Below are 19,337 nucleotides of genomic sequence, written 5' to 3'. Positions count from 1 at the left end.
ACACGGAGGTATTCCCATGCACTTCATCGTTCACTGCCTTGACCATCCCGACGCCGTCGAAAAGCGTCTCGCCAACTATGATGCCCACAAGGCCTATCTCGGCGCGGGGAAGACGAAGACCGTCATTTCCGGGCCGCTTCTGGCCGACGACAACGAAACCATGATCGGGTCGCTCTTCCTTTTCGAAGCCGACACGCGGGAGGAGATCGTTGACTTCAACAAGGCCGACCCCTTCACATCCGCCGGCGTCTGGAAGTCCGTCAACATCCATCCCTTCAGCAAGCGGGTGGACAACCGATGACCGCGGTCGAGACGCAGCCGGTGCGGGCGGCGATCGTCGGGCTCGGCTGGTGGGGCAAGAAAATGGCGACGCTGGTCAATGCCGGCGGTGCGGAGATGCACTTCGTGCGCGGGATCGATCCCGATCCGGCGGCCTCCGCTTTCGCCGACGACCTGGGACTTCGCGTCTCGTCCGATCTGGCGGATGCGCTGAAAGATCCCCTGATCGAGGCCGTCATCTTGGCGACGCCGCATTCGCTGCATCAGAGCCAGATCGCCCAGGCGGTCGCAGCCGGCAAACATGTGTTCTGCGAAAAACCGCTGGCGATGACGCGACGGGATGCCGAGGCGTCCGTCGCCCTTTGCCGCGAGGCGGGGCTGGTGCTCGGCATGGGCCACGAACGGCGCTTCGAGCCGCCGGTCGCCGAGATCCTGGAGGCCGCGGAAAGCGGCAGACTGGGCCGGCTGCTGCAGATCGAGTCGAACTTCAGCCACGATAAATTTCTCACGCTCGACCCGTCCAACTGGCGGCTGAATGCCGAACAGGCGCCGGCAGGCGGGATGACCGCGACGGGCATCCATCTCACCGACCTCTCCGTCAAGCTGATGGGTCCGGCGCGGGATGTGCGCGTCATCTGCGAGAACCTGGCGTCGGGCATTCCCCAGGGCGATACGATGAGCGCCCATATCCGCTTTGCCAATGGCGGCTCGTCCTATGTGTCGGCGACCCTGGCGACGCCCTTCGTCTCGCGCTTTGCCGTGTTCGGCACGCTCGGCTGGATCGAGGTGCGCGACAAGGCCCATGTGGAATCGCCGGACGGCTGGATCGTCACCGAGGGCTGGAAAGGCAAGCCGATCACGGTGCGCGAGGTCGCACCGGCCGAGCCCGTCCGCGACAACCTGCGCGCCTTTGCCCGTGCCGTGCGCGGCACAGAGGCCTACCCCATCACCGGGGAGGACATGATCAACAACATCGCGCTTCTCGAAGCGATCATCCGGTCCGCGCGCTCCGGCGTCGTCGAGACCCTCTGACAGGGAGAGCAGCATGAAGGCCTTGGTTTTCGAAGCGCCCGACAGGCCCGTCATCATCGATGCGGCGATGCCGGACATATCCCCCAACGAAGTGCTGGTGCGGACCCGCGCGGTCGGCATCTGCCATTCCGACTACGAGCTTCTCGCCGGGCGATACATCATTCCGATCTCCTATCCGGTTACGCCGGGACATGAATGGAGCGGCGAGATCGTCGAAGTCGGGCGCAACGTCACGGGATTCAAGGTCGGGGATCGCGTCGTCGGCGAATGCGTGGTGCGCACGCCGGAGCGGCTCCATCATTTCGGCTTTTCGCTGAGCGGTGCCGATCGCGAGTACTTCAACGTCAATCCGGAATGGCTGCATAAGCTGCCGGACGCCGTGGACGACAAGAAAGCGGCTCTCATCGAGCCTTTCACCTGCGGCTTCTATGCCGTCCTGCGATCCGGCGGCACGAATGCGAGCGAAACGGTGGTTGTCTCGGGCGGTGGAACGATCGGTCTGGTCTCGGCGGCCGCCGCCATCGGCATGGGCGCGCGCGTCATCGTGGTCGATCCGCTTGCTGCCCGTCGCGATGTGGCGCTCAGGCTGGGTGCGGATGCGGCGATCGACCCGTCCGATGGCGGCGCGGGCGAGCGCATTCGCGAGATGACCGGCGGTCACGGGGCCGACCTCGTCGTCGAGGCGTCCGGGCACGACGCCTCGCTGGCAGCCGCCTTCGACTATGCGAAGGAGGACGGTCGCATGTCGATGGTCGGCATCAACATCGGCCGGCAGGTTCCCGTCGTCATCGGGCAGATCCAGATGAAGAACCTGACCGTCAAGGGCTGCATCGGCTCCCCCGGCGTCTGGCCCGCCGCGATCCGTTTCCTGGAGAAAACCGGCATCGATCTCTCGCCGATCCAGACCCATGACTATGCGCTCACCGACGCCGTCGAGGCCTTCGGCTTCGGCAAGGACGCGACGAAGAGCATCAAGATCACTCTGTTGAACGGTTGACCCCATGGAACATCACGCCCTCATCGTCGGTGCCACCGGCATTGCCGGAAGCAATCTCGCCGAGCACCTCTTGCGCCGGGGGGACTGGACCGTCTCGGGGCTTTCGCGGTCCGAGAGCCCGCTTTCGGGCGTCCGCACCCTGAAATGCGACCTGACGGATGCCCAATCCGTCAGCCGCGCCCTCGACGGCGTGCATCCGAGCCATGTCTTCATCACCGCCTGGTCGCGGCAGGACACCGAGGAGGAGAACTGCAAGGTCAATGGCGGCATCGTGCGCAACGTGCTCGACGCGCTTCGCGGACGCGGCGTTCGCCATGTCGCGCTCGTCACCGGGACCAAGCACTATCTCGGTCCCTTCGAGTCCTATGCGAAGGTCGCACCGGAAACGCCCTTCCGCGAAGAACAGGCGCGTCTTCCGAACCAGAATTTCTACTATGTGCAGGAGGACGAGATCTTCAGCGCCGCTTCGCGGGAAGGCTTCACCTGGTCGGTGCATCGCCCTCACACCCTGATCGGCTATGCGGTGGGCAACGCGATGAACATGGCCGCGACGCTCGGGGTCTACGCGTCGATCTGCAAGGAAACCGGGATGCCGTTCAGCTTCCCCGGCTCTCCGGAACAGTGGCAGGCCGCTACCGACGTCACCGATGCCCGCATTCTCGCCCGGCAACTGGCCTGGGCCGCCACCACCCCGGACGCGGCGGATCTCGCTTACAACATCGTCAACGGCGACATTTTTCGCTGGAAATGGCTGTGGCCCCGCATCGCGGCCTATTTCGACATCGCGGCCGCACCCTATTCCGGTGCGCCCGAACCGCTGGAGGTCAGGATGGCGGATGCAGGCCCGATCTGGGACCGCATCGTCGCCCAACACGATCTGAAGAAAAACCCGCTCTCGCGGGTCGCCTCCTTCTGGCACACCGATGCCGACCTCGGGCGGCAGGTCGAGACGTTCAACGACATGGCGCGCAGCCGGAAGCTCGGCTTCCTCGACTATCAGGACACGACCCTGTCCTTCACGGACGCTTTCGACCGGCTTCGCGCCGATCGCATCATTCCGTAAGCGAAGGAGAGACGCCATGACCGACAGCGACACGCAACCGCCGGCGATCGGCTATTTCACCGAGGAAAACTCGGTCGCGACCGTCAATGCCCGCATGGGGAGAGATGTCGAGCCGCGGTTGGCGACCGTCATGGCGAGCCTCGTGAAGCACCTGCATGCGTTCGCGCGCGATGTCGAGCTGACCTCGGCCGAATGGGAACATGCCATCGGTTTCCTCACCAGAACCGGACAGATCTGCAGCGGCGAGCGACAGGAGTTCATTCTGCTGTCGGACACGCTCGGGCTGTCGATGCTGGTCGATGCGATCAACAATCGCCGGCCCGAGGGCGCGACCGAGAACACCGTCTTCGGCCCCTTCCACGTCGAGGGCGCGCCCGTGCGGGAGATGGGTGAGCGGATCTGTCTCGATGGAAAGGGCGAGAGCTGCCTTTTCATCGGGCGGGTCGTCGATCTCGATGGCCATCCGGTCGAAGGCGCCCGCATCGACGTGTGGTCCGACAATGCGGAGGGCTATTACGATGTGCAGCAACCCGAAACGCAGCCGAAATGGAACAATCGCGGCGTCTTCGTCACGGGGCCGGATGGTGCCTACAGCTTCGTCGGGATCAAGCCGGTCTCATACCCCATTCCGGATGACGGGCCGGTCGGCCGGATGCTGGCCCATCTCGGGCGGCATCCCTACCGCCCGGCGCATATGCACTACATGATCCGCGCCGAGGGCTTCCAGAAACTGGTCACGCACACCTTCGTCGGCGGCGATGCCTATCTGACCTCCGATGCGGTCTTCGGCGTGAAGAAGACGCTCGTCGCGCCTTTTGTCCGCGTGGAGGACGGCGAGACGCTCTGGCGGTCCGATTTCGATTTCCGGCTCGTGCCCCTGACCAACAGAAACGGGAGATAGCGGTGCAAGACTTCATCTATACGGGACATCCCGGCCGGGTCATTTTCGGCAGCGGTACGGTCGCGCGTCTGGGAGACGAGGCCGAACGCCTCGGGGTCAAGCGTCTCCTTGTGCTCTCGACACCGGAGCAGGCCGGGCAGGCGGAGGAGATCGCCCGCCACCTCGGCGCGCGCGTCGCCGGCGTCTATGCGAAAGCGACCATGCACACGCCCGTCGAGATCACGACCGACGCGATGCGTACCGTGGAAACCCTCGGCGCGGACGCGGTCGTTTCGATCGGCGGCGGCTCGACGACCGGTCTCGGCAAGGCCATCGCCTTTCGCACAGACCTGCCGCAGATCGTCGTTCCCACCACCTATGCCGGGTCCGAGGCGACCCCGATCCTGGGCGAGACGGAGAATGGCCGGAAAGTCACGACATCCAATGCCCGCATTCTTCCCGAGGTCATCGTCTACGATATCGACCTGACGCTGACGCTGCCTGTGCCGATGTCGGTGACCAGCGGGCTCAACGCCATCGCCCATGCCGTCGAAGCGCTCTATGCGCGCGAGGCGAACCCCGTCATCTCGCTTCTGGCCGAACAGGGCATCGCCGCCTTCGCGCGATCCCTTCCCGCCATTGCCGCAAAGCCGGACGACCGCGCGGCCCGCGCCGATGCGCTCTATGGCGCCTGGCTGTGCGGTGTCTGCCTCGGTTCCGTGGGCATGGCCCTGCATCACAAGCTCTGCCACACGCTGGGCGGCATGTTCAACCTTCCGCATGCGCCGATGCACACCGCGGTGCTGCCGCATGCGGTCGCCTATAATCACTCGGCCGCGCCCGACGCGATGGCGCGGGTGGCAAAGGCACTGGGCACCGAGGATGCGGCCACCGGCCTCTTCGATCTCGCCTCCGGGCTCGGCGCCACGATGGACCTGACATCCCTCGGCATGCCGAAGACGGGCATCGACGCGGCCGTCGAACAGGCTCTCTCGAACGCCTACTGGAACCCGAAACCGCTCACCCGTGACGGGCTTCGCCAATTGCTCGCGCACGCCGCCGACGGCCGCAGGCCGCACTCCGACTAGCGGCCGAAGCGACCCTTGCGGGTCCGTCTATCCTCCTCAGGGTCCGAACATCCAGAATGGATAAAAATGACCTTTAAATACGACTTTATATTTTTATAGTCGAATGAGGATGGCGCCTGGTGGAGAGGCGTTTACGGGAGGATAAATTCATGGCAAGCCACAACAGTGGCGGCTTAAGCCGTCGTTCTATGCTTAAAAACACAATGATTATGGCGGGATCAGCGCTTTTTGCGCCTGCTTTACTGCGAAAAACGGCGAGGGCGTCTGACGAGACGATCACCATTCTCAATACGTTTCCGACAATGGCAAACGAATACTGGCAGGGCTGGGATGCCGGCTGCAAGCTGGCCAGCGAGCAGCTCGGCTTGAAATACATGTCCCAGACGTTCGAGGACTCGATCGAGAAGCAGATTTCCCAGATCGAACAGGCGCCGTCGCTCGGCGTCAACGCCGTCGTCACCTTCGCGCAGAATGCCGAGGTCATCAAGGCGCTCGCAGCGACGGCCAGCCAGGTCGGGATCAAGTTGGCCAACGCCCACTCGACGGCTGCCTGGCTCCACGCCGATGATGCCGCCTATGGCGATGCCTACCTTCTCTACAGCCAGCCGGACAATATCCGCGGCATCGCGGCGATGGCGCAGGCGCTGTTCGACAAGATCGGCAACAAGGGCAAGGTTCTCTACGTCGGCGGGCTGCCCGGCAATTTCTCCGCGGATAGCCGCATGGCCGGCGTCCAGCTCGCCCTCGGCAACAATCCGGACATCGTGCTCGTGGCGAACGAGCCCGGCGGCGAGAACCGTGTCGCGGCCAGACCCGTCGTCGAGAACCTGCTGACCGCGCATCCCGATGTCGCGGCGATCATCTCCTACAATGACGACACGGCGATCGCCGTTCTCGACGTCCTTCGCGAACGCGGACTGACGGGCTCGATCGTGACGGCCGGCAACGATGCCACGCGCGAAATGCTGAACCGGATGCGGGAGGATGACAGCGCCCTCGGCACCGTGTCGATCAACGCTCCGTTCATGACCGGCTATTCCGTCGTGACGCTCTACGACGCTCTCGAAGGCATCACCTACGACCCCCTGGAAAAGATGCGCTACTTCGACTCGCTCTTCCTGGACTCGCCCGAGGCTGCCGAGACATATCTCGCCGCCATGGACCCAAGCGGCCGGATCGATTTCGACTTCAAGGGCATGTCGCGGCACGTCAACGGCGACAACTGGAAGGTCCAGTGGGGAATGGAAGTGATCGATCCCTCGAACTTCTGGGGCAAGATCGAGTCCATGACATCGCTCAAGCCGGCGAACTGGGCACTGCCGGAGAAGGTCGCAGCGTCGATCCAGGCCGGCAATGTCGGGAAGCTCAATGCGATGTACAAAGCACACTCCGCTCCAGGTCCCTTGAGCGCGGTGACCGGTCTCACCCGCGCGAAGAAGACGGTTCTCGGGTTCTCCTGAGCCGATGACCGGGTCGCCCGCACGCGTGGCCCGGTCGTTTTCCCCCGGACGGAAGCGAGCCATCATGCATCTCGAATTGCGCAATGTGACCAAGACCTATCCGGGCGTCGCCGCCCTCAGCGACGTGTCGTTTTCCATCCGCCATGGCGAGACCCTGGGTCTCGTGGGCGAGAACGGCGCCGGCAAGAGCACGCTTCTGGATATTCTCTGTGGTCTGCAACAGCCGAACGCCGGGTCATTGTCCCTGCACGGCCGGAAGGTCGTCTTCGACACGCCGCGTCAGGCAACGGTGGCGGGCGTGTCCCGGGTGCACCAGGAACAGTCGCTCATTCTCGTCTATCCGGTGTACCAGAACCTGTTCCTCGGCCTCGAAGAGCATTTCACCCGCTTCGGGATCGTGCAGTTTGGAAAGATGCAGGCCGAGGCCACGCGGATTCTCGCCGATCTCGGCGTCGGTCTGGATGCGGCGGCGATCACGGGGGATCTGAATTTCGGCACGCGCCAGCTGATCGAGATCGCCCGCGTCGTCGCCCAGTCGGAAATCCTGAAGATCGATCATCCGCTGGTCCTTCTGGATGAGCCGACCGCCTCCCTGTCGGGGTCCGAGCTCGATCTCTTCTACCGCATCGTCGCACGGCTCAAATCGACCTATCGTGCGTCCATCGTGTTCATTTCCCATCGTCTGGAAGAGGTGCTGAGGCTCAGCGACCGGGTGCTCGTGCTGAAGGACGGCCGCGTGGTCGACGACGATGTGCAGCAGCCGACCGAGGCCAAGCTGCATGGACTGATGGTGGGCCGTGCCCGCCTGACGGATTTCTATGCGACCGACCGGCAGCGCACCACATTCGGTGCGGCTGTGCTGACCCTCTCGCACTTTTCGTCGGATCAGTTCGAGGATGTCTCGCTGACCATCCACGAGGGCGAGATCGTGGGGATCGGCGGTCTCGTGCAATCGGGCAAGACCGAGCTGGGCCGGGCCATCCTCGGTGTCGAGCGTGCCCGAGGTGCCGTGACGATCTCCGGCGAGAACGTCATCGGCGCCTCGCCGTCGAACCGCATCCAGCGGGGCGTAGGGTACGTTCCGCTCCATCGTCATCTCGACGGTGTCATGCTCGGACGGTCGATCCGGGACAACATCGTCCTTCCCTCCCTGGACGATTTCACCCGGAGCGGCGTGGTGGCCTACGCCAAGGCCGACGCCTTCGTCGCCGAGCGGATGACGGAACTGCGCGTCAAGGCGCCCAGTGCGAACACGCTGGTCGGGGCGCTGAGCGGCGGCAACCAGCAGAAGGTCGTTCTCGCGAAATGGCTCGCCCGCAATCCGCGCCTTCTGGTCATCGACAATCCGACGCGCGGCGTCGATGCCGGCGCCAAGGAGGAGATCTATCGGCTGCTTCGCGATGTCGCCGACCGGGGCTGCGCGATCCTGCTGATTTCCGACGACCTCGTCGAACTCATCGAAATGTCCAACACCATCCATTTCCTCTCGAGCGGCCGCATATCGACTCCGGTCCCGGCGCCGGCGGATCACAAACCCAAGGAGCAGGACGTCATCGCGATGATGTTCTGAACAACCGGCCGAAACGCGAGACGTGAGGACTTTTCATGTACGACATCCATAAACTGGGCAAGCTGACCCCGTTCCTCGCCGCGCTGGCGCTCATCGTGTTCTTTTCGCTGATGCAGCCGGCGTTCCTGACCTGGCCCAATCTCTGGAACATCATCCGCCAGTCGTCCGTGCTTTTGGTCGCCTCGATGGGCGTGACCTTCGTGATCCTGATCGGATCCATCGATCTCTCGGTCGGCGCCGTCATGACGTTGGCAGCCGTCTGCGCGATTTCTCTGGTGCCGGTCGTCGGAGAAGCCGGCATCGTGGCGGGGCTGCTGGTCGGGGCCCTGTGTGGTGCCTTCAACGGCTTTCTCAACGCCGTGCTCAAGCTTCCGAGCTTTCTGGTCACGCTTGGCGCGCTGTTCATCTTCCAAAGTCTCGCCTTGATCGTTTCGGGCGGCAGACCGTTGCCCTGGACGACGCCGGTGTCGAGCGCGCTCGCGGGTGGCGTGGTTTTCGGGACCTTTCCCAAGATCGGCCTTTGGGCGATCGGGATTCTGGTGCTCTGCGCCTTCGTGGCCAAGTACACGCGGTTCGGCCAGTATATCTACGCCATGGGCGACAACGAGCGCACGACGAGAATGTCCGGCATATCCACGGTCAAGCTGAAGCTTATGGTCTTCACGGTCGCAGGCCTGATTTCCGGACTGGCCGGTATCCTCTTAGGCATTCGGACATTTTCCGCAGCGCCGGGAATGGGAGATCCCTTTCTCCTCGATACGATCGCCGCCGTGGTTCTGGGAGGGACATCCCTGACGGGCGGCGTCGGCGGACCGCTTCGAACGGTACTGGGGGTTCTGGTGATCGTCATTCTCGCGAACGGCATGACCTTGCTGCAGGTCGACTCGTTCTACCAGATCGGCATCCGCGGCGCGGTGGTCATTCTGGCAGTCCTCGTCACGACCAAACGCGGACGTCTGGACCAGATCGTCAAGTAATGGCGACGGCATCATCGAAGAAAGGCGCGTCATGAGCAGGATCACGGCCGTGTGGGAGGCAACATTGATCTGTCTTTCCCTTTCCGGCTCGTCGCACATCATAGACGACGGCCAGACGAGACAATACGGGCGGCCGATATCGCTGCCGATACGCCGCGATGATCAGAAATCCTCCCGAGACCCGGATGCGGCGATCTCTTGATGAGGCCGCATCCGGCCACTCGATCACAATCAACCCGGAGATAGTCCAATGATCAAGCATATCGTCATGTGGGACGTGCGCGGCGAAACGGCTGAGGAAAAGCTGTCGACCGCAGCCGTCGTGAAGGCGAAGTTCGAAGCCCTTGCCGGCATCATACCCGGGCTGAGAACGCTCGAGATCGGCATCGATATCAGCCGGATATCCTACGCCTGCGATGTCGTCCTCTACTCCGAGTTCGACAGCATCGACGCCCTGAATTCCTATGCGGATCACCCTGAGCATCAGCGTGTGAAGGCGGAACTGGAAGGCCTGCGCATCGCGCGCCATCAGGTGGACTATCGCGTCGGGCCGACGCAAACGCCGACGGACCCGTAACCGCGGCGGGACCGTCCGCCAAACGCGACACATCCGGACGCTGGATCGTGAACAGCATCGTTCAGAAGGAGACCGATCATGACTTGGAACAGGGACGCCAGACCACGGATCGCCTTTCTGGGAACCGGCGCGCAAGGCGCATCGATCGGCGCGGATTTCGCGCTCGCAGGGCTCGACGTGACGTTCATCGAGCAATGGCCGGACCATGTCGCCGCCATTCGCGAGAAGGGCATCACGGTCAACCTGCCGACACGAACGATCAACGCAAAAGTCCCGGCCCTTCATCTCTGTCAGGTCGCCGAGGTCAAGGAGCCTTTCGATCTCGTGTTTCTGGTCGTGAAGGCTTACGACACCAAATGGGCCTGCCAGCTGATCGAGCCGGTTCTGGCCAAGGACGGCCTGATCGTCGGTCTGCAGAACGGCATGACGCATGAGGATATCGCGGACATCGTCGGGCGCGAGCGGACCATCGGCGCGGTGATCGAGATTGCCTCCAATATGTGGGAGCCCGGGATCACCCATCGCCAGAACGATCACGAGACATCGTGGTTCGCCCTGGGTGCGCTCGACCCGGAGACCCAGCCGCGCGTGGAGGCCGTGGCAGAGCTTTTGCGCAACGCCGGGACCGTCGAAGTCTTCGACGATATCCGCTCGGCCAAGTGGATGAAGCTCGTGGTCAACGCCGCCAAACTGATCCCGTCGGCGATCGTCGATATGGCGCTCGGCGATGCAGCCCGCGCACCGGGCATGCTGGAAGTGATGCGCGCCGCCGGTTATGAGGCCATCCACGCAGCGCTTGCCGACGGTGCGACGATCGTCCCGATCATCGGCATGCCGCCGGTGACCACCAATCACCCGGAGCGCTATGTCGACCAGATCTTCGAGAAGGTTCTCACGGTCTTTTCGCAGGCCGATACGTTGACGACATCTCTGCAGGATTGGCGCAAGGGCCGGCGCGCGGAGATCCGGGAGGTCAACGGCTGGGTCGTCGACATTCTCAAGGCGCATGGCCGGCCCGCGCCGGTCAACCAGCGCGTCATGGAGATGGCCTTCGACATCGAGAGCGGCCGGCTGAACGCAGGACCGGACAATGCGAAACGCCTGATCGAAGCAAGCCAGACGGCCCTCGGCGCCCCGTAACCGCGTTTCCGGCATCGATTTTCTGAGCGCGTTGATCCGGGTTTGAGACCGACCGGCGGCGGGCAGGAGAGGGTGGATCGGGACCGTCTCCGGCAGTTATCCAAACCGGATATTTTCATTCTTTCCACGCGAGCGGAAATGCCTGAAACTGTAAGCAGGCGGTTTAGGAGGAACCGCTTTCTTCTCGATACAGCACTCGCGCCAGTAACGTTCTGCGAAAACCACCCGATTGTGGTCGAACGCGGTGCCGGCCGACTGTGCGTTTCTGGAAGAAGGCACCGTCTTATTGAACGGTCTGAAGAACAAAGCGTTGGAGGCGGCAGACGATGGATCTCGACGCGACGATCGCCGGCCGTTCATCTTGCACCGCGCGTGATGACGTCAGGGTTTGCCCGGCCGGATGAGGTCTTCGAAAGCCTCGTCACGGGCCGACGGACGGGTCCCGGTGGGATGCCGCCGTCGTCCGCCAGAGCCGTCACACAACAGGAGGAGGAACGACATGGTGACCACGGAAAGCCCCGCATCATGACGGCGCGCACGATCTCGCCGACGACGCCGGGTCGCGATGGCATGTTTTCCATGCCCTTGGCGCGCAGTTTCGTCACCGTCGTCTTCTCGACGCTGCTGCTTCTGGTTCTCTGCCTGATCCTGGCGCCATCGAGCGTGTCCTGGGGCGCCTTGTCCGGCAGCATCCCGTTTGCCGCCATCATCGCCATCGTCGGTCTCGGGCAGTTGCTGGTCGTCCAGCATGGCGGGTTCGATCTGTCCCTGCCGGGCGCCGTGTCCCTTGCCGTCGTCGTGTCGACCCATTATCCGCAGCAGGATGACGGTCTCCTCTATCAGGCGGTTCTGCTGGCCTTTGCCTTCGCGCTTGTCGCGGGCTTCCTGAACGGTCTTCTCGTCAGCGTCTTCCGGTTGAACGCGATCATCGCGACGATCGGCGTCAATGCGCTGCTTTACGGCGCCGTCTTCGCCACATCGGGTGGCGTCCCCTCGATCACCACGAACCTTCTGGCCGAGATCGCCGGAGGCGAGACGCTGGGCCTGCCGAATGCGCTGCTCTTCACGATCGTCGCCACCGCCCTCGTGTCGTTCGTTCTGAAGAAGACGGTCGCCGGCCGGCGTTTCGAGGCGATCGGCGCCAGCCCGCCGGCCGGCCGGGCTGCGGGTCTCAATGTGCGGGTCCATCAGATGATGGCCTATGTCTACGCCCAGCTGCTCTATTGCCTCGCCGGCATCCTTATTGCCGGCATCACGCGCGAGCCGACGGCCTTTCAGGGTGACAGTCTGTTGTTGCCCTCGGTCGCGGTCGTCGTTCTCGGCGGGACGTCGCTGCTGGGCGGGCGCGGCTACCCGATATCGACGGTCATCGCCGCCTTTTTCCTCAACCAATTGAGCCAGTTCGCACTCTCAGTCGGAGTGCCCTATTCGGCTCAGACCATCATCCAGGCGCTGGCACTGGGTTTTGGCATCGGTGTTTACTCGCTCCGCTGGACGGTAAACGTAAGAAAAACGACTGGAACGAAAACTGTGGAGGAGAGAACATGACGTATTCGACGTTTGCCAAAATGCTGACCGTTTCGGTCGGGGCTGTGATCGCTGGGATGGGAAGCGTCGGGCTTGCCAAGGCCGCGCCGCCCGCCTGGTGCGGACCCAAGAAGGCAACCCTGGCTCTGCTGGATGGCTATGGCGGCAACAGCTGGCGGCAGGTGACGACGGCATCGGGCAAGCAGGTCGTCGACCTTTGCCCCAGCATCACAAAATATGAATATGCCGACGGGCAGGGCGATACGCAAAAGGCGATCTCCGACATCAAGGGCATGGCCGCCAAGGGTATCGACGCGCTCGTCGTCTTCGGCGATGCCGGGCCGGCCGTGCTGCCGGCGATCACCAGCGTCCACAAGGCCGGCAAGATCATCGTGCCCTATCGCGTCGCCGTGGGCGGCAAGGAAGAGAAGAACTACGCCAAGTTCATCGGTTCGTCCTTCGAAAACGACGGCGTGACCTGGGGCAAATGGATCAAGAGCGTTCTGCCCAAAGGCGGCAATGTCCTGTTTCTGAGCGGCCCTGCTGGAAACAGCCAGGGTCTGGACGAGCTGAAGGGCCTGAAGAGCGTGCTGGGCGCCGAGTATGTCTTCGTCAATCCGGAGCCCTTCGGCGTGACCAACTGGGATCCGGCCCTGACCCAGAAGGTCCTGACCGCCGAGATCGCCAAGAACCCGAAGATCGATGTGATCGTCTCCGATTTCGGTCCGTCGCTGGTCGGTGCATTGCCGGCCTTCACGAAGCAGGGCCGGTCCATCCCCGCGATCGCCACGTCCGACGGCAACTCGCTCGGCTGCTTCTGGCAGGAAAGTCAGGCCAGCAACCCGGATTTCAAGCTGTTCACGGTCGCAACGGGCAATGACAACGTGCGCCTCGCCGTCCAGTGGGCGGTCGCGCTCGCCACGGGCGGGGAGAAGCCGAAGGCGGAAATCTTCGAGGCTCCGGCCTTCGAAGACTCCGTCTCGGGCAAGCCGAACGCCGTCCAGTGCCGCAAGGATCTGCCCGGCGCGATCTACATGTCATCCGAGCTTTCTCCCGAAGACCAGGCCAAAGCTGTCGGCCGCTGAGCGGACGGCATCCTGAAAACGCCCGGAGGGATGTCACTCCGGGCCAGAAACGCGAGGCGGGTGACGGGACATGGCGGAAGCAAAGCTCAAGAACATCGAGGAACCGGCGGGCGAGGTCGTCATTCGTCTGGCCGGCATTTCCAAGTATTTTTCGGTCGTTCCTGCGCTCACCGATGTGAATGTGGAATTCTATGCCGGTGAGGTCCACGCCATTCTCGGGGAGAACGGGGCCGGCAAATCGACGCTGATGAACATCATTTCGGGCACGCTCCGGCCGACGGACGGCGAGATCAGCTTCCAGGGCGAGCCGATCAGCCAGATGACGCCGGACATGGCGAAGGCCCGCGGCATCGGGATCTGCTTCCAGCATCCCGCCATTCTCGAGGATCTCTCGATCCTCGAAAACCTGCGGGTCGCCCTGCCGTCCTCGCTTTTTTCGGGCCGCGACGCCCACGCCGTCGGCAGCGACATTCTCGCCACCATGGGGCTGAAGGTGCCGCTGCGCATGCGGGCGGACGGTCTGACGGTCGCGCAGAAACACCTCTTCGAGATCGCGAAGGCGCTCGCGCTGAAGCCGAAGGTGCTGATCCTCGACGAGCCCACGGCGTCGCTCGACCAGGAGTCGACCGATAGGCTGTTTCAGCGCATCCGGGAGATCGCGGCGGCGGGAACCGCGGTCATCTACATCACGCACCGGCTCGCCGAACTCCGCCAGATCGCCCAGCGTGTCACCGTCCTGCGGGACGGGCGCGTTCGCGGCGGCGCGATGGTGCGCGACGTCGGCGATACCGAGCTCGTCAATCTGATCGTCGGGCGCACGCTCAAGGCGGCGTTTCCGCCGAAGGCGCAAGGCGCCGCGCAGGAAACCGGATTGTCGGTTGCGGGCATCACCACCGGCGACCTCAAGAACATCAGTTTCGATGTCCGGCGCGGCGAGATCGTCGGCATCGCGGGCGTGGCGGGCAACGGCCAGCCCGAACTGATGCGGGTGCTGGCCGGACTGGTCCCGGCCGAAGGCACGGTCATGCTGCGCGGCCGGTCGCTCGATCAGCGCGAACTGCTCCGGGCCGCCGCCTTCATGCCGTCGGACCGGCATATCGAAGGCGTGGCCAGCGGCCTGACGGTTCGCGAGAACGCGACCTATTCCGCGCTCGAGAAATTCGCGGTCGGCGGCATCATGAGCCGGACGAGGGAGCGCGATCAGGTCAAATCCATCTTTGCCGAGCTGGCGGTGAAGACACCGGGGCTCGAAGCGCCGATCCTCGCTCTGTCCGGGGGCAACCAGCAGAAGGTCGTCATGTCGCGGGCTCTTCTGTCGGACCCCGGCCTCATCGTCGCCGACGAGCCGACCCAGGGCGTCGATGTCGGCGCCCGTTTCGAGATCTACCGTATCCTGCGGGAAGTGTCGGATGCCGGGACACCGGTCGTCGTCAACTCGTCCGATGCGGTCGAGCTGGAGGGACTGTGCGACAAGGTCATCGTCCTGTCGCGGGGGCACATCGTCGAGACCCTGGTCGGCAGCGAGGTGACGGAAGGCCGGATCGTCGCCGCCGCCGTCAACGCGACGACCCATGTCGGAGAAGCCCCGAAGACGGAGGCGTCCACGACGGGCGGTCTCCGGCATCTGCTCCAATCGGACAATGCGCCGGCCATCCCGCTCGCCATCGTGACGATCCTTCTCGGTCTCTACGTCTATGGCCAGAACGAGAATTTCTTCTCGGTCTACAACATCTACAATATCCTTCTCCTCGCCACGGCGCTGGGGTTCATCGCGATGGGCCAGACGGTCGCGCTGCTGATGGGCGGCATCGACCTGTCCGTCGGTCCGCTCGCCGGTTTCCTGGTGGTCGTCGCCTCCTTCTTCATCAACGATGATCAATCGACCGGGGTGCTGCTCGCAGGCTTCCTGCTGATGTTTGCCGGCGCGTTCATCACGGGCACCATCAACGGCCTCCTCATCCGCTTCGCGAACTTCACGCCGATCGCCGCGACCCTTGCCATGTACATCGCGATCCAGGGTTTCAGCTTTCTGCTGCGCGACAATCCGGATGGCTACATCAACACGACCGTGACGGACTGGATCAACTGGCAATGGGGGCCCTTCCCGGTGGCCTTCCTGGTGCTGGTGGCGTTCACGCTCGGCGGCGAGTCCCTGCTGCGCCGCAGCCGGATCGGCTGGCGCCTGAGGGCGGTCGGTTCGGACGAACACTCTTCCCGCCGCGCCGGGATCCGGGTCAACCGGACCTATGTCGCAGGCTATATCCTCTGCTCGCTGCTCACCGGGCTCGGCGCCATCATGCTGATGACGCAGATCGGCGTCGGAGATCCGCGTCAGGGCGTCAATTACACGCTGGCCAGCATCACGGCCGTCGTTCTCGGCGGCACCAGCCTGTCCGGCGGACGGGGGACATTCATCGGCACCTTGCTCGGCGCGATCCTTTTGACCGAAGTCCTGAACGCCGTGACCTTCCTCGGCCTGACGCAGACCTACCAGTATTTCTTCCAGGGCATTCTGGTGGTGGTCGCAGCGCTCGTCTATTCGGGCATCAGACGCCGCGCGACGTCGTGAACTCTCTGTTTGTGCGTAGACACGTCCCCAATTACCTTCCCGGGCCGAATGGCGAGGATGTCGCCGGAGCAGAGCAACTGCGCCAGCGCGCCGCAGCGAAACAGCATTAAAGCTAGACACTTCAACAAAGGATTGTGAAACATGCCCTTCATTTAATGTGAAATCGAGCAGGGTCTGACCGACGATCAGAAAACCGAAATCGTCAGCCGCATGATCGACGTGACGAACAAGGCGATCGGCTCATCCCGCGAGCACATCAACGTCGTCCTGCGGGAACACCCCGCCATCAACATCGGCGAAACCGGCCGTGCGAACCTGGCTTTGATCAGCAGCCAACAGCGTTAGATTACGTTCCTGGCCTTCGGTGAGCCTGGCTCACCGTCGCGCCACCGATAGCCGGAAATGACCCTGAACCAGCGACGACAACGGTGTTCGAAAGGTATTTCCATGACCGTTAAAGCCGTTTCTGCTGCGGTTTTTCAATGCCGAGGATCCGTCTACCAACTGTCATCTATCGCCTCGATGTCGGAATATTTTCCATGCTGATGCAGTATTTCTAATAAGCAAGTTCCGTTCGGACCCAACGGTCTCAACGTGCTGATGGCGTCGCCGACGGTGCAGCGATCATATCGCCAACCCGACTCCGCCGAGGACAACGGAGGATATCTGCGCGAGTCTCGCGTGGCCGAGGACGGCATAGCCGGGGCGCTGCAAGCCGGACGGGTTGGCCTTTCCATCTTTCAGTAGTGACGCACCATCCGAAGGCGGGGCAAAATGGCCGAGGGGTTGAAACGGCGGCGCAGATGGGCTTCTGATACGGTCATTCGGGTTCGACATCGGCCCAGACTGATCGTCACGGGAGAGAAAGCATGTTTACGCATATCATGATCGGCAGCAACGACCTCGAGCGGGCGCGAGGCTTTTACGACGCCACCTTTATGGCCTTGGGCGGGCCCCGCGGCGAGGTGGATGCACGGGGAAGGCTGATCTATGTTTACGAAGGTGGCCGGCTGATGATTACCAGGCCGATCGACGGCAAGCCGGCGACGGCCGCGAATGGCGGAACGATCGGCATCGCCGCACCGACATCCGCCCATGTCCAGGCCTGGCACGCGGCCGGGACCGCGCATGGCGGCACGGCGATCGAGAGCCCGCCGGCCGAACGGTCGAATGGTTCCTTCGTCGCCTACCTCCGCGATCCGGATGGAAACAAACTGAGCGCGCGAACTGCGGCGAGCCGGTGAGACCCGCAGATGCGCGAGGGGAGGGCAACCGCGGAGGGCCAACCCCTCAAGCGCGGTTCACCCGCCGATGATGCTGCGTCTGGGGGCTGAGGCTTGATGCCTGTTGCCGGCGGCCGTCTCTCGATCAAGGTCTGGCTTCCGAATGTCCTTCTTGAAAAGACTGTTTCGACGGAGCCGGGCGATATTCCCGGTCGCCCCCTGGCCGGACAGTCCGCCGCCGCGCGCGCTTTCGATGTTGGCGGATGGCACCAACCCGATCCACCGCCTGCTGGATGACTGGCGGTTGCCTCGGCACGAGACGCGCGCGCAGTTGACCGCCCGTCTCGGCCTGTCGCCGGGCGGCCTCTCTCATCGCGAGATGCTGGCCCTGCCGGAGGCGATCCGCCTTGCCGGGGCTTTGGAGCCCTGGACAGCCGATGGCTCCGACCGCATCCCGCCGCAGTTTCCGATCGGCCGTTTCTCGAGTGTCGTCTGGTTCGAGGACGATGCGCATGCGAATCTCAGGCGCATCGCCGGCGATCTCGCGACGAAACTGGGCCCCGCGCCGACCGGACAACACTGGAATACGCTGGTCGCCGCCTGGCGGGCGGGCACCGCGCGCATCTCGCTGATCGCCTGGCCGCCCGAGCTGCAGCCGTCGGATCTGGCGATCGACGCGGAAAAACGCGATCCGCGTCTGCGGACGGCCTGCCATGTCCATGTCGAGACCGGCTATTGCCTTCCATTGAGCAGCCAGGAGAGGGACTGGGTCGCGGGCTTCCGGCCGATCCGGATGGCAGGTTCCGTGGGAACAGAGCGCATGGCGAAAGCCGGGACGGCGGCGGCTCACGAGACCGAACTCGAATATGTCCGCGATCCCTCCGGGCTGGTGGCCGACCGGCAGGGCAGGATGGGCCTGTCGGCAGACGGGCGAGCGCTGATCGTGGTGTCGAACCAGCTCTACGTCATGCCGCGCGCCTCGATCCTTCGCTTGGATGTCACCCGCCTGACGCGCGCCAAGGGAGCTGGCGGCTCCTCGCTCAGGGCCATCTGCCGCACGCAGGCGCCGGGAACGGATGGTCTTTCCGTCCATGTCGCCCAGTCCTCAGATCCCGACGGGATGACGGCGCTGGCCGAGGATCTCGGCGCCGGATTGGGATGCCCCGTGTCCATCGGACCCTATGAACCGGACTGTTGAGCGTCCTGCGGCGGCGGCCGTTTCGCGGCTCACCGCAGATCGTAAACCGCCGTCCCCAGGAGGTGAATGGTTTGCACCGCGTCCGGGTCCTCGGTCGGCTGGCTGAGCATCAGTGCCAGCCGCTCGCTCCGGCGATGCCGGAAGATGACGGAATGGCTCGACCCCTCATCCTTCTCGCCGATCCGCGCCCAGGACGCGCCGAAGGCTTCGGTCGCCAGGGCGGCATCCGTTGCGGAGGCGAAGTCGCCGAAGCCAACGCCGACGATGTGGCACATCGGGATCTCGGTGGACACGGTCAGCGCAAAACCGGCGCGATCGCTGACGTCGATCCGGAAGGAGCGGTTGCCTTTGCGCAGGCGCGGTGGTGGTTTCAAATCGTCGGGAATGGAGGCCACTTCGGAGACCCGATCGCCAAGCCGCATCGCGGCCAAGAACGGCGCCGGCCCGTCCGCCCAGCTTTTCGGCTCGAGGATCCAGGTCTCGCAACCGCGAAGCACGCCGGCAAGGCCAGCCTCGATCGCCCCTCGCGTCGATCCGTCCTGCGCACGGACAGGCTGCGCCAGCAGGACGATCGCCAGGCCCAGGTGCAGGCCATATCTCATGTTTCCACCTTCTCCGGAGCGTTCCAGGTCATTCCCCGATATATAGCGCACGTCCTCGCGCCGTCACAAA

At 63.8% G+C, this 19,337-nt stretch carries 18 protein-coding genes; 17 read left to right on the top strand and 1 reads right to left on the bottom strand.

Translation table 11 applies throughout. The features are described 5' to 3' along the window. Nucleotides 1-16 precede the first annotated feature (16 nt). The 17 genes from C8J36_RS20925 to C8J36_RS20845 all read left to right on the top strand — a co-directional run bounded on the left by C8J36_RS20925 (nucleotide 17) and on the right by C8J36_RS20845 (nucleotide 18,665). Nucleotides 17-301, top strand: a complete 285-nt coding sequence (locus tag C8J36_RS20925) for a YciI family protein (protein ID WP_132537286.1) — start codon at nucleotides 17-19, stop codon at nucleotides 299-301. Beyond that, complete coding sequence (locus tag C8J36_RS20920; protein ID WP_132537285.1) at nucleotides 298-1,311, top strand: Gfo/Idh/MocA family oxidoreductase; 1,014 nt, start codon at nucleotides 298-300, stop codon at nucleotides 1,309-1,311. Before C8J36_RS20925 ends, C8J36_RS20920 begins: the two co-directional genes overlap by 4 nt. A 13-nt stretch (nucleotides 1,312-1,324) precedes the next feature. Beyond that, entirely contained in the window at nucleotides 1,325-2,308 is a 984-nt protein-coding gene (locus C8J36_RS20915; protein ID WP_132537284.1) for a zinc-binding dehydrogenase, read from the top strand. Between the two features lie 4 nt (nucleotides 2,309-2,312). Continuing rightward, nucleotides 2,313-3,371 (top strand): SDR family oxidoreductase, encoded by a 1,059-nt coding sequence (locus tag C8J36_RS20910; RefSeq protein ID WP_132537283.1) that lies wholly within the window; start codon nucleotides 2,313-2,315, stop codon nucleotides 3,369-3,371. Nucleotides 3,372-3,387: 16 nt separating this feature from the next. Next, complete coding sequence (locus tag C8J36_RS20905) at nucleotides 3,388-4,272, top strand: dioxygenase (protein WP_132537282.1); 885 nt, start codon at nucleotides 3,388-3,390, stop codon at nucleotides 4,270-4,272. Nucleotides 4,273-4,274: 2 nt separating this feature from the next. Then, on the top strand, nucleotides 4,275-5,339 hold the full coding sequence (locus tag C8J36_RS20900; protein WP_132537281.1) for a maleylacetate reductase: 1,065 nt from the start codon (nucleotides 4,275-4,277) through the stop codon (nucleotides 5,337-5,339). A 302-nt stretch (nucleotides 5,340-5,641) separates the two neighbouring features. Then, nucleotides 5,642-6,799: a sugar ABC transporter substrate-binding protein gene (locus C8J36_RS20895; protein ID WP_165915131.1), complete on the top strand. Its 1,158-nt coding sequence runs from the start codon at nucleotides 5,642-5,644 to the stop codon at nucleotides 6,797-6,799. A gap of 64 nt (nucleotides 6,800-6,863) precedes the next feature. After that, on the top strand, nucleotides 6,864-8,369 hold the full coding sequence (locus C8J36_RS20890) for a sugar ABC transporter ATP-binding protein (RefSeq protein WP_165915130.1): 1,506 nt from the start codon (nucleotides 6,864-6,866) through the stop codon (nucleotides 8,367-8,369). A gap of 35 nt (nucleotides 8,370-8,404) precedes the next feature. Continuing rightward, nucleotides 8,405-9,346, top strand: a complete 942-nt coding sequence (locus C8J36_RS20885; protein WP_132537278.1) for an ABC transporter permease — start codon at nucleotides 8,405-8,407, stop codon at nucleotides 9,344-9,346. A gap of 250 nt (nucleotides 9,347-9,596) precedes the next feature. After that, the gene (locus tag C8J36_RS20880) at nucleotides 9,597-9,923 is read left to right on the top strand and encodes a Dabb family protein (protein WP_132537277.1); all 327 of its coding nucleotides are present in this window, start codon (nucleotides 9,597-9,599) and stop codon (nucleotides 9,921-9,923) included. Between the two features lie 78 nt (nucleotides 9,924-10,001). After that, a complete protein-coding gene (locus C8J36_RS20875) occupies nucleotides 10,002-11,063 on the top strand; it encodes a 2-dehydropantoate 2-reductase (RefSeq protein ID WP_132537276.1) in 1,062 nt (353 codons plus the stop codon). A 525-nt stretch (nucleotides 11,064-11,588) separates the two neighbouring features. Beyond that, complete coding sequence (locus tag C8J36_RS20870) at nucleotides 11,589-12,611, top strand: ABC transporter permease (RefSeq protein WP_207897579.1); 1,023 nt, start codon at nucleotides 11,589-11,591, stop codon at nucleotides 12,609-12,611. After that, entirely contained in the window at nucleotides 12,608-13,675 is a 1,068-nt protein-coding gene (locus C8J36_RS20865) for a substrate-binding domain-containing protein (protein ID WP_132537275.1), read from the top strand. Before C8J36_RS20870 ends, C8J36_RS20865 begins: the two co-directional genes overlap by 4 nt. Before the next feature lie 70 nt (nucleotides 13,676-13,745). Beyond that, nucleotides 13,746-16,244, top strand: a complete 2,499-nt coding sequence (locus C8J36_RS20860) for an ATP-binding cassette domain-containing protein (protein WP_132537274.1) — start codon at nucleotides 13,746-13,748, stop codon at nucleotides 16,242-16,244. 162 nt (nucleotides 16,245-16,406) lie between these two features. Next, nucleotides 16,407-16,589, top strand: coding sequence for a tautomerase family protein (locus C8J36_RS20855; RefSeq protein WP_348631372.1), 183 nt, complete (start codon nucleotides 16,407-16,409; stop codon nucleotides 16,587-16,589). Between the two features lie 524 nt (nucleotides 16,590-17,113). After that, nucleotides 17,114-17,488, top strand: coding sequence for a VOC family protein (locus tag C8J36_RS20850; RefSeq protein WP_132537272.1), 375 nt, complete (start codon nucleotides 17,114-17,116; stop codon nucleotides 17,486-17,488). 151 nt (nucleotides 17,489-17,639) lie between these two features. Next, a complete protein-coding gene (locus C8J36_RS20845; RefSeq protein ID WP_132537271.1) occupies nucleotides 17,640-18,665 on the top strand; it encodes a hypothetical protein in 1,026 nt (341 codons plus the stop codon). A 29-nt stretch (nucleotides 18,666-18,694) separates the two neighbouring features. On the opposite strand, the gene C8J36_RS20840 is transcribed toward C8J36_RS20845, so the two are convergent. Then, nucleotides 18,695-19,267 carry a hypothetical protein gene (locus tag C8J36_RS20840; protein WP_132537270.1) on the bottom strand — a complete coding sequence of 191 codons (573 nt, stop codon included), beginning with the start codon at nucleotides 19,265-19,267 and terminating at the stop codon, nucleotides 18,695-18,697. Nucleotides 19,268-19,337 lie beyond the last annotated feature (70 nt).

Origin of the sequence: Rhizobium sp. PP-F2F-G48 (assembly GCF_004342335.1) — a bacterium.
Classification (GTDB): Bacteria; Pseudomonadota; Alphaproteobacteria; order Rhizobiales; family Rhizobiaceae; genus Ferranicluibacter.
Note: the sequence above shows the minus strand (reverse complement) of the source record. Positions and strands in the feature narration are given on the sequence as shown.

Coding starts and splice junctions, on each gene's coding strand:
- C8J36_RS20925 (WP_132537286.1), top strand. CDS start 17: ATGCACTTCATCGTTCACTGCCTTGACCATCCCGACGCCGTCGAAAAG.
- C8J36_RS20850 (WP_132537272.1), top strand. CDS start 17,114: ATGTTTACGCATATCATGATCGGCAGCAACGACCTCGAGCGGGCGCGA.
- C8J36_RS20870 (WP_207897579.1), top strand. CDS start 11,589: ATGACGGCGCGCACGATCTCGCCGACGACGCCGGGTCGCGATGGCATG.
- C8J36_RS20840 (WP_132537270.1), bottom strand. CDS start 19,267: ATGAGATATGGCCTGCACCTGGGCCTGGCGATCGTCCTGCTGGCGCAG.
- C8J36_RS20865 (WP_132537275.1), top strand. CDS start 12,608: ATGACGTATTCGACGTTTGCCAAAATGCTGACCGTTTCGGTCGGGGCT.
- C8J36_RS20860 (WP_132537274.1), top strand. CDS start 13,746: ATGGCGGAAGCAAAGCTCAAGAACATCGAGGAACCGGCGGGCGAGGTC.
- C8J36_RS20905 (WP_132537282.1), top strand. CDS start 3,388: ATGACCGACAGCGACACGCAACCGCCGGCGATCGGCTATTTCACCGAG.
- C8J36_RS20915 (WP_132537284.1), top strand. CDS start 1,325: ATGAAGGCCTTGGTTTTCGAAGCGCCCGACAGGCCCGTCATCATCGAT.
- C8J36_RS20875 (WP_132537276.1), top strand. CDS start 10,002: ATGACTTGGAACAGGGACGCCAGACCACGGATCGCCTTTCTGGGAACC.
- C8J36_RS20880 (WP_132537277.1), top strand. CDS start 9,597: ATGATCAAGCATATCGTCATGTGGGACGTGCGCGGCGAAACGGCTGAG.
- C8J36_RS20910 (WP_132537283.1), top strand. CDS start 2,313: ATGGAACATCACGCCCTCATCGTCGGTGCCACCGGCATTGCCGGAAGC.
- C8J36_RS20920 (WP_132537285.1), top strand. CDS start 298: ATGACCGCGGTCGAGACGCAGCCGGTGCGGGCGGCGATCGTCGGGCTC.
- C8J36_RS20895 (WP_165915131.1), top strand. CDS start 5,642: ATGGCAAACGAATACTGGCAGGGCTGGGATGCCGGCTGCAAGCTGGCC.
- C8J36_RS20885 (WP_132537278.1), top strand. CDS start 8,405: ATGTACGACATCCATAAACTGGGCAAGCTGACCCCGTTCCTCGCCGCG.
- C8J36_RS20890 (WP_165915130.1), top strand. CDS start 6,864: ATGCATCTCGAATTGCGCAATGTGACCAAGACCTATCCGGGCGTCGCC.